Origin of the sequence: Streptomyces sp. NPDC059909, from assembly GCF_042730885.1 — a bacterium.
In the GTDB taxonomy this organism is placed as follows: Bacteria; Actinomycetota; Actinomycetes; order Streptomycetales; family Streptomycetaceae; genus Streptomyces.
Map to the genome: position 1 here is coordinate 1 of NZ_JBHWKX010000035.1, position 8,628 is coordinate 8,628.

Consider the following 8,628-nt stretch of genomic DNA (forward strand, 5'->3'; position numbering starts at 1 on the left):
AATCCCTCGCCGACTACCTCACCAAGGTCACTCCGCCAGCCACCGAAAACTAGCAAAAGATTTAGTAACGCAATTTCGGGCGCAGGACACTAGTGCTGCTCCGCGGAAGTTCGTGGAGGGGTGTTGGGGTCGGTCAGGCGGGGGTGTCGAGGTAGAGGCCACCGGCGCAGTCGAGGCAGTCTTCGGGACTGCCGATGGGCAGTCCTGTGAGCAGGTAGTTGTCCTGGTAGCCGCCCCGGCTTGCGAGGTAGAGGGCGAAGCCCCAGGTGTGTAGGACGCCGGTGAAGCGCAGGCGGCACAGGGGGAGTTCCTCCCCGTCCTTCAGCTCGGCTGCTACGTAGGCGAATCCGGCGCGGAAGCGGACGTCGATGCGGGCCAGCTGCGGCCAGCGGGCCTGGGCATGGGTGTTCAGGCGATGGCGCAGGTGGTGCTGCATCGATTCCGGGGGGTTCTTCGGCACGGGCCCATCCTGCCGGGTGTGACACCGGTCCGCCATGATCGTCTGCCGTGCAGGGTGAAGGACGCGTGGGAGCGGCGGTCGCGGTGGTGCTCGGGCCGGAGATCCGTAAGCGGCTGTTACGGACGGTCTGCTCGCCGAAGGCGCAAGTGCGGGCAGTGCTGCGGGCCCAGATCGTGCTCGCGGCGGCGGACGGGCTGGCCAATGGCGCGATAGCCCGGGAGCTGGAGGTCAGCGTCAACACGGTGCGCAAGTGGCGGGGCCGGTTCGCCGCCGGCGGCCTGGACGGGCTGCGGGACGCCGAACGGTCCGGACGGCCGAAGATCTACGGGCCCCACGTGCGGGTAGTGATCGTGGCCACGGCCACCAGTGCTCCGCCGCATCCGGAGGCGACCTGGTCGCACCGGACCATCGCCGCGCAGGTTGCGGGCACCTGCTTCGCGCCGGTTTCGGCCTCGCAGGTCGGGCGGATCCTGGCGGACCTGGACCTGAAACCGCACAAGGTCCGCGGCTGGCTCACCCGCCGCGACACCCCCGACTTCTGGGAACGCGCGGCAGACGTGTGTGCCCTCTACCTCGACCCGCCCGAGGGTGCGGTAGTGCTCTCGATCGACGAGAAGACCGCGATCGCCGCCCGCTCACGCCGGTATCCCGGGCGCCCCGCCGCCCCCCGGCGAGTCTGCCCGCCAGGAGTTCGAGTACCGGCGCCACGGCACCGCTTCCCTGGTTGCCGCCCTGGAGGTGACCAGCGGCGAAGTGCTGACCGAGGTGATCGCCCGCAACGACGCAGCGACCTTCACCGCGTTCCTGGCCCAGCTGGACCGGACCATCGCCCCAGACAAGGAGATCCACGTCGTGCTCGACAACGGCTTCTCCCACACCGCCAGGCACACCAAGGCATGGCTGGCCGCGCACCCGCGCTGGCACGTCCACTGGACTCCACCGCACGCCTCCTGGCTCAACCAGGCCGAACTGTTCTTCTCCGCCCTGACCCGCCGGGTCCTGCGGCACGGCGACTTCGCCAGCCGCGACGACCTGATCGACAAGCTGGAGACCTACGTGATCAAGCACAACGAGACGGCCAAGCCCTACCGCTGGACCTACGAGGGCACCCCGCTCAAGGCAGCCTGATCAACACCCTCCACGAAGTTCCGCGGAGCAGCACTAGCGCCCTGACCTGACCCTCTTCCGCGGCTGCCTGGCTACGCAGATCCTCTGACGACCTGCTGTGACGGTCGTCGAAGCTGTGTTCTGGCTCAAGTGTTGTGGGCTGACACGCTGAGTGATCCGATGAGGCTCGGGTGGACCCTGGATCAGAACGGCGGGTCTTTGGCGTAGCCGCCCAACCAGTCGCTGGCCCGGCTCTCGCGTTCGGCTTTCAGGCGGGCGTAGCGTTCGCGGGCCGCGCGGTCGTCGGGATTCTCCAGGGCGCGGGTGTCGTGGCCCCATGCCTTCAGTGCGTCCAGAACACGGTCGCGTTTGTAGCGGTCAGAGCTGGCCGCCAGCAGACGGCGCGCATGGTCGACGAGTTCATCCCGGTTCGGCTTGAGTGCGGGGTGCTCCACCAGGGGGATGGCCGCAATGAGGGCAGCCTCGCGTACGGACTCGTCGTCGTGGCTAAGGAGCGGGCGGACGGCAGAGAACAACGCGGGGCGCAGGTCCCGAAACGCACGCATGTCCGAGTAGTCGTCGAGATACCCGCCTCCCCAGATGCGCTCACCGATGGCCACGCACTCGTCGTCCGCGTCATATGCCGTGTTGCTGAGCCACTCCAATAGCGCCGCCCGTGTGGGGTAGCGCCCTGCTCCCTCAGCGTCCCGTTCGCAGTCGCCCGAGGCGGCGGCAGGGTGATCGAGGATCGCCGCGACGTAAAGGGCCACGGGCACGGTGGCTTCGTAGATGGTGTTCTGGTGAGTGACCCCGCCGAGCGCGTCAGCGATCGCGGCGACCCTGACGGCGGGGTCGGCGTCAACAAGGCGTGCCAGTGCCTCCGGCAGGAATGCTCCCGTACCGGAAGGCGTCTCAAGTGAAGCCCAGTCTGTGCTGTCCAGGAGCACTTGATAATGAGGCAGTTCGGCGTGTTGCGGGTCGTTGGTCTGCCCGTGGCTGCTGGTCACAGGCGGAGGCTATACCGTGCTGCGGCGAGCCTCGTCATGCGTAGAGCAGGATCGACCGTCACAGTCAGACGACCCTTGGAACCGTGGCAGGATCTGAGCTGCTAAGACCTGGCGGACGGAGCCGGCAGGTTCCAGGGGTCATACCCCCACCCTTGCGAGCCCTGCGACTTCCCCCCAGTCGTTCGCCGCTGGTCTTACGATCCGGCGCATGGTCAAGATCTCTTGGGCGCTGATAGCCGAGCACGTAGACGAGTGGACAGGTCCGGACACGGACCAGGGTGCGGCCGTCCTTGAAGCCAAGGTGGGGGCCGTGGTCGACGCGAGCGGCATGAAGCCGGAAACGGTACAGCACTGGCGGAGTGATTTCCTCGCCCCCGTGGTCGAGTCTCTGCGTACCGAAGGGGCAGCTGCTCTTGCGCGTGGCGAGTCATGGAGCAAGGCTGCCGGGCCGTTCCTCGCGTGCGCTTCCCCGGTCACCTGAACCCTCGCCGTCTGGCGCGAGCAGGGGTGAGAGTGGCCGTTCCGCAAACGATGGTTACTGGAACGATCCGGAACGCCCACCGAGCCCGTTCTGAAACTCACGCTTCTGATGTTCTGGAACGCTTGACGTTTCGGAATGGGTTATGGAACAGTGCGGGCCATGTCGATCATCGCCAACGCCGATCCCCTCGTTGCCTACCTCCGTGCCTCGACGGACAGCCAGGACGCACAGCTCCAGCTCGATGCGCTCACCGATGCGGGCTGCACGAAGTTCTTCACGGACAAGGCGTCGGGTAAGAACACGGACCGGCCGGAACTGGCGAAGGCGCTGGACTACCTGCGCGAGGGGGACACCTTGGTCGTGTGGAAGCTTGACCGTCTTGGTCGGTCCACGAAGGATGTGCTCACCCTCGCTGAGGACCTGTACGCCCGTGGCGTCTCGCTCCGCATCCTCACGGGCACGCTGGCCGGTAGCTACTCGCCGTCTGGTGAGGGCAAGTTCTTCTTCACGATGATGGTCGCCTTTGCCGAGCTGGAACGAGACATGATCGTGGAGCGCACCAAGGCGGGACTCGCCGCAGCCAAGGCGCAGGGCAAGGTGGGCGGTCGCCCCAAGGTCATGGACGCGAAGATGATCGGCCAGGCGCAGGCAATGAAGGGTGAGGGCAAGAGCTACGGGGCCATCGGCAAGGCGCTTGGAGTGGGACAGGCGACCGTCTACCGGGCGCTTACCGGCACGACCGGATGAGACCCGGCAGACAGGAGACACTGCCTGAGGCGGGCTTGGGGGCTCAGAGAGAGCCGGGCTGGCCTGTGGCGGCGAACTGCTCTACGACATGGCGAAGCTGTTCGAGGAAGTCGCCCAGATCGGTGGCCGCGACATCGAACCCATCAGTCGAGGATGCGGTCCTGGACTTGTGGACCCGGCCGTCGTCGGCGAGAGCGAAGAGATTGCCGCCTCCAACGCTGCCGAAGACGATGCCAGGTACGCCGCTCGTGAGGGCGGTGTGTCCATATTCGGCCAGGTGCTCGGTCACGGTTGAGGGCGAGTGGATGAAGTATCCGTTGCCGATGTCTGGAAGCGACACGCTGTCGATGACCGAGTAGAGATATAGCAGGGGGCGTGGCCAGCGGTCTCCCAGAACGGGGACTGCAGCGTGCGTGCCCTCGTCGGCCGGTACCACCGTATTGTTGCCTGCCGGGTAGCCGTGTGTCTCCTCGAAGGACTCCATCAGCCGGGTCACGCTACGCGACACCTCCTGGCGCCACTCATCCAGCCAGGTCGAGTCAAGACGTCGGTCGGGCATTTGGGAGTCCTCCGGGTCGGAGTCGGTCCTTGCAGGTCGCGCTGGCGTGCGGATTCACGATCCCATGGGTGCGGAGCCGCCCCCTCCGGTGACACCAGAGGGGGCGCAGTGCGGGGAAGCGTCAGATGGCGAGGGCCTGCTTGACCTGGGCAAGGCTCGGGTTCGTCATGACGACCTCCGGGCCACCGTTGGTGGGAACTACCCGAACCGTGGGAACCGTCTGGTTTCCACCGTTGGCCTTCTCGACGAAGGCCGCGGACTGCGGGTCCTCCTCGATGTTGACCTCGACGTAGCTGATGCCCTCACGGTCGAGCTGGCTCTTCAGCCGACGGCAGTAGCCGCACCAGGTCGTGCTGTACATCGTCAGAGATCCCTGCATCGTCTTCTCCGCTCCTCAGTCTCTGGGTGCCCCATGGGGGTGTCCGGGTAAACGAACGTACGCGACGCCATCCCCATTCCCGGTACTGGTACGACTTCCCGGTATTGGTACGACCGGTGGGGCTGCCCTGTGGACAACTGTCCCGGTGATCTCCCCCGACCTGGCAGCATGGCGGGGTGACAGCAGCAACGCACTCCACTCTCTTCCCTCAGGTCCCCGAGTCGGCGGACGCCGTGCTCGACGGCCTCGACCCCGAGCAGCGCGAGGTCGCGACCGCCCTGACCGGTCCGGTGTGCGTCCTGGCGGGCGCCGGTACGGGCAAGACGCGCGCGATCACCCATCGCATCGCGTACGGAGTGCGGGCGGGCATACTCCAGCCGTCGAGTGTGCTGGCCGTCACGTTCACCAACCGCGCCGCGGGGGAGATGCGCGGCAGGCTGCGGCAGCTCGGCGCGGGTGGAGTGCAGGCCCGCACGTTCCACTCGGCGGCCCTGCGCCAGCTCCAGTACTTCTGGCCGAAAGCCGTCGGAGGTGAGCTGCCGCGGCTGCTGGAGCGGAAGATCCAGCTGGTCGCGGAGGCTGCCGCGCGCTGCCGGATCCGGCTCGACCGCAATGAGCTCAGGGACGTGACCAGCGAGATCGAGTGGGCCAAGGTCACCCAGACCGTGCCCGCCGACTATCCCGCCGCTGTCGCCGAGTCGCTCAGGGACGCTCCGCGCGATCCGGCGGAGATCGGCCAGATCTATGCGCTGTACGAGCAGCTGAAGCGCGACCGGTCGGTGATCGACTTCGAGGACGTCCTGCTGCTCACGGTCGGCATCCTCCAGGACCGCCATGACATCGCCGACCAGATCCGCCGTCAGTACCAGCACTTCGTGGTGGACGAGTACCAGGACGTGTCACCGCTCCAGCAGCGGCTGCTGGACCTGTGGCTCGGCGACCGGGACAGCCTGTGCGTTGTCGGCGACGCGAGCCAGACGATCTACTCCTTCACCGGAGCCACCCCCGACCATCTGCTGAACTTCCGCACCCGCCACCCCAACGCGACGGTGGTGAAGCTCGTCCGCGACTACCGCTCGACCCCGCAGGTGGTGCACCTCGCCAACGGTCTGCTGCAGCAGGCCCGCGGCCGCGCCGCCGAGCACCGGCTCGAGCTGATCTCGCAGCGCGACCCGGGCCCCGAGCCGGCCTACACGGAGTACGCGGACGAGCCCGCCGAGGCCGAGGGCACCGCCCGCCGCATCCGCGACCTGATCGCCGCCGGCGTCCCGGCCGGGGAGATCGCGGTGCTCTACCGGGTCAACGCCCAGTCCGAGGTCTATGAGCAGGCCCTCGCCGACGCGGGTGTGCCCTACCAGCTGCGCGGAGCCGAGCGGTTCTTCGAGCGCGCCGAGGTACGGGAGGCCGGGGTCGCCCTGCGCGGCGCCGCCCGGGCCGGGGGGAACGACCCGCTGCTCGACGATGTGGAGGATCTGACGTCCCAGGTCCGCGCGGTGCTCTCGACCAAGGGCTGGACGACCGAGCCCCCGGCCGGCTCCGGTGCCGTCCGGGACCGTTGGGAGTCCCTGGCCGCGCTGGTCCGGCTCGCCGAGGACTTCGCCCGCGTCAGGCCCGGGGCGACGCTCGCTGATCTGGTCACCGAGCTCGACGAGCGGGCGGCCGCCCAGCACGCCCCGACCGTCCAGGGCGTCACCCTCGCCTCGCTCCACTCCGCGAAGGGTCTGGAGTGGGACGCCGTGTTCCTGGTCGGCCTCACCGAGGGCATGATGCCGATCACCTACGCCAAGACCGACGAGCAGGTGGAGGAGGAGCGGCGGCTGCTCTATGTCGGAGTCACGCGAGCCCGGCTCCATCTGTCGCTGTCCTGGGCCCTGTCCCGCTCGCCGGGCGGCCGGGCCTCCCGCCGTCCCACCCGCTTCCTGGCCGGACTGCGGCCGGGCTCGGCCGCGCCCGGCGCGGGCCGTGCGGGCGGCGGCGGTGGCATCGAGCGGGGCAGCGGCTCCACCGGACGGCGCAAGCAGCGTGGGCCGGTTCTGTGCCGGGTGTGCGGCAAGACGCTCACCGACGCCGGTGAGATGAAGCTGATGCGGTGTGAGGACTGTCCGTCCGACATGGACGAGGCGCTGTACGAGCGGCTTCGCGAGTGGCGCTCCGAGCAGGCCAGGGAGCTGGGCCAGCCCGCGTACTGCGTCTTCACCGACAAGACCCTGATGGCGATCGCGGAGGCCGTGCCCGGCAGCGAGGGCGAGCTCGCCGGCATCTCCGGCGTCGGCGGGCGCAAGCTGGAGCGTTTCGGGGCCGATGTCCTGGCCATCTGTGCAGGTCAGGAGCTTGAGGGAGGCGACGAGGGCGACTGATACAAACTCGTCGAAAAAATAGTTTGCGCCCGCCCCAGTCATCCCCATAGGTTCTTAACCACGCGAACAGCGGCTTCTCTGAAGCCCTGTCCTCGTGCTGTACTTATCCGAATACGCGCGATCGGCCCCGGCCGGTCCCAGAGACGCCGAGAGGAGGCGATTCCAGTGATCAGCATCAACACCAGCTTCATCCGCACCACCGCCAAAATGACCGATCGCTCGGTCGTCTCCGCCTGCTCGCTCGGCCTCTCCGGTTCGGCGTTCATTGGCACCGGTCTGTCCGGCTTCTCGGCCGTGCTTCCGGTCTCCCTCCCTGCGGGTCTGCCCGTCCGGGAGCGCAATGAGCGACCGACCAAGGCACTGGAAGCAGGAGTAGCAGCGGCAGAGGCCCAGGCCTATGCCTTCGCGGCGGCCAGTGCCGGCACCAAGAAGCAGACGACGCAGCACCACACGATGTGGGCCTTCCGTGGGCTCGAACCCTGGAGTGATCCAGCCTGATGCACCATCAGGCCGGCGCCTTCAGGGCCGCGGAACCCCACCAGGGATCCGCGGCCCTTCTGTTTTCCCCGATGAGGAAACAGGCGAAGGGGCCTCGGGACCAGCAAGACCCGGTACCAGCCGAAGCCCGGTCAACAGACCGGACCGACCAGACGAGGAAAACACCACCGTGCAACTCGAAGCGCACGCCCCGTCCGTACCGCCTTCCGAAACGATCCCCCCGCCCGGCCTCACGGAGGACTCCGCCTTGACCCCGCTCACCGCGCTGACCGCGCTCGACGACGCCATCGAGAACCTCGGCGTACCCGTCCCCTGCCGCTCCTACGACCCGGAGGTCTTCTTCGCCGAGTCGCCGGCCGATGTCGAGTACGCCAAGTCCCTCTGCCGGACCTGCCCGCTGATGGAGGCCTGCCTCGCAGGCGCCAAGGAGCGGCGTGAGCCGTGGGGTGTCTGGGGCGGAGAGCTCTTCGTCCAAGGTGTCGTCGTCGCCCGGAAGCGGCCTCGTGGCCGCCCGCGCAAGAACCCGGTCGCGGCATGATCGCCGTCGGCACCATCGACCGTCCCCTCACGCACGATCCCCAGAAGCAGGCCCCGATGACCTCTTCCACGAGCGAGCCGAACGGCTCCGCCACCCCAGCCGTCACCACCATCGGCGCGAACGCCTCGCGTCAGAACAGGACCCGCGAGATGCAACTCATCCCAGAAGCCCTGGCTCGTGCGCATATGCATGAGCGCCTGCGGGAAGCCGACGTGGAACGCCAGGCCGTGCGCCTGGTCGCCGCCCGTCGGATGCAGCGGCGCGCCGAGCGCGTGTCGATGCGTGCCCGCCGCGCGCTGGCCATGGCCGTCATGCAGTAACCGACAGCCATAGCCCAGCCGCACACTCCGTGCACAGCTCCTGCCGCGGGGGGAGGTCCTAACAAAACCGGCCCCCCCGTGCTTTTTTCCCCCCCCGTTCCCCCCCCCGGGGTCCCCTCACAAAGTGGGAAAACCACACACCCCCTCCCCCTTTTCGCCCGGTTTCGAGGACGCC

At 68.1% G+C, this 8,628-nt stretch carries 10 protein-coding genes and 1 pseudogene; 7 read left to right on the forward strand and 4 right to left on the reverse strand.

Features of this window, described 5'->3' with window-relative positions; all coding sequences use genetic code 11:
- Nucleotides 1-133: 133 nt before the first annotated feature.
- Complete coding sequence (locus ACFV9O_RS23240) at nucleotides 134-460, reverse strand: hypothetical protein (protein WP_385420780.1); 327 nt, start codon at nucleotides 458-460, stop codon at nucleotides 134-136.
- A 54-nt stretch (nucleotides 461-514) separates the two neighbouring features.
- Between ACFV9O_RS23240 and ACFV9O_RS23245 the strand changes: the two are divergent.
- Nucleotides 515-1,588: pseudogene (locus tag ACFV9O_RS23245) on the forward strand (IS630 family transposase).
- Between the two features lie 182 nt (nucleotides 1,589-1,770).
- Here ACFV9O_RS23245 and ACFV9O_RS23250 read toward each other — a convergent pair.
- Complete coding sequence (locus tag ACFV9O_RS23250; RefSeq protein ID WP_385420782.1) at nucleotides 1,771-2,574, reverse strand: hypothetical protein; 804 nt, start codon at nucleotides 2,572-2,574, stop codon at nucleotides 1,771-1,773.
- A gap of 208 nt (nucleotides 2,575-2,782) precedes the next feature.
- Between ACFV9O_RS23250 and ACFV9O_RS23255 the strand changes: the two genes are divergently transcribed.
- Together ACFV9O_RS23255 and ACFV9O_RS23260 are read left to right on the forward strand one after the other, a co-directional pair.
- Nucleotides 2,783-3,055, forward strand: a complete 273-nt coding sequence (locus tag ACFV9O_RS23255; protein ID WP_385420784.1) for a hypothetical protein — start codon at nucleotides 2,783-2,785, stop codon at nucleotides 3,053-3,055.
- 159 nt (nucleotides 3,056-3,214) lie between these two features.
- Nucleotides 3,215-3,802, forward strand: coding sequence for a recombinase family protein (locus tag ACFV9O_RS23260; RefSeq protein WP_385420786.1), 588 nt, complete (start codon nucleotides 3,215-3,217; stop codon nucleotides 3,800-3,802).
- Nucleotides 3,803-3,845: 43 nt separating this feature from the next.
- Here the strand turns inward: ACFV9O_RS23260 and ACFV9O_RS23265 are convergent, their stop codons facing one another.
- A complete protein-coding gene (locus ACFV9O_RS23265; RefSeq protein ID WP_385420788.1) occupies nucleotides 3,846-4,361 on the reverse strand; it encodes a hypothetical protein in 516 nt (171 codons plus the stop codon).
- Nucleotides 4,362-4,482: 121 nt separating this feature from the next.
- A complete protein-coding gene (locus ACFV9O_RS23270; protein WP_385420790.1) occupies nucleotides 4,483-4,740 on the reverse strand; it encodes a mycoredoxin in 258 nt (85 codons plus the stop codon).
- Between the two features lie 176 nt (nucleotides 4,741-4,916).
- Between ACFV9O_RS23270 and ACFV9O_RS23275 the strand changes: the two genes are divergently transcribed.
- The 4 genes from ACFV9O_RS23275 (at nucleotide 4,917) to ACFV9O_RS23290 (ending at nucleotide 8,453) form a co-directional block, all read left to right on the forward strand.
- The gene (locus ACFV9O_RS23275) at nucleotides 4,917-7,097 is read left to right on the forward strand and encodes an ATP-dependent DNA helicase UvrD2 (RefSeq protein ID WP_385420792.1); all 2,181 of its coding nucleotides are present in this window, start codon (nucleotides 4,917-4,919) and stop codon (nucleotides 7,095-7,097) included.
- Nucleotides 7,098-7,262: 165 nt separating this feature from the next.
- The gene (locus tag ACFV9O_RS23280) at nucleotides 7,263-7,595 is read left to right on the forward strand and encodes a hypothetical protein (protein WP_385420794.1); all 333 of its coding nucleotides are present in this window, start codon (nucleotides 7,263-7,265) and stop codon (nucleotides 7,593-7,595) included.
- A gap of 169 nt (nucleotides 7,596-7,764) precedes the next feature.
- Nucleotides 7,765-8,133: a WhiB family transcriptional regulator gene (locus tag ACFV9O_RS23285; protein ID WP_352076065.1), complete on the forward strand. Its 369-nt coding sequence runs from the start codon at nucleotides 7,765-7,767 to the stop codon at nucleotides 8,131-8,133.
- Nucleotides 8,130-8,453 (forward strand): hypothetical protein, encoded by a 324-nt coding sequence (locus ACFV9O_RS23290; protein ID WP_385420796.1) that lies wholly within the window; start codon nucleotides 8,130-8,132, stop codon nucleotides 8,451-8,453. The genes ACFV9O_RS23285 and ACFV9O_RS23290 overlap by 4 nt, the downstream gene beginning before the upstream one ends.
- Nucleotides 8,454-8,628: the final 175 nt, after the last annotated feature.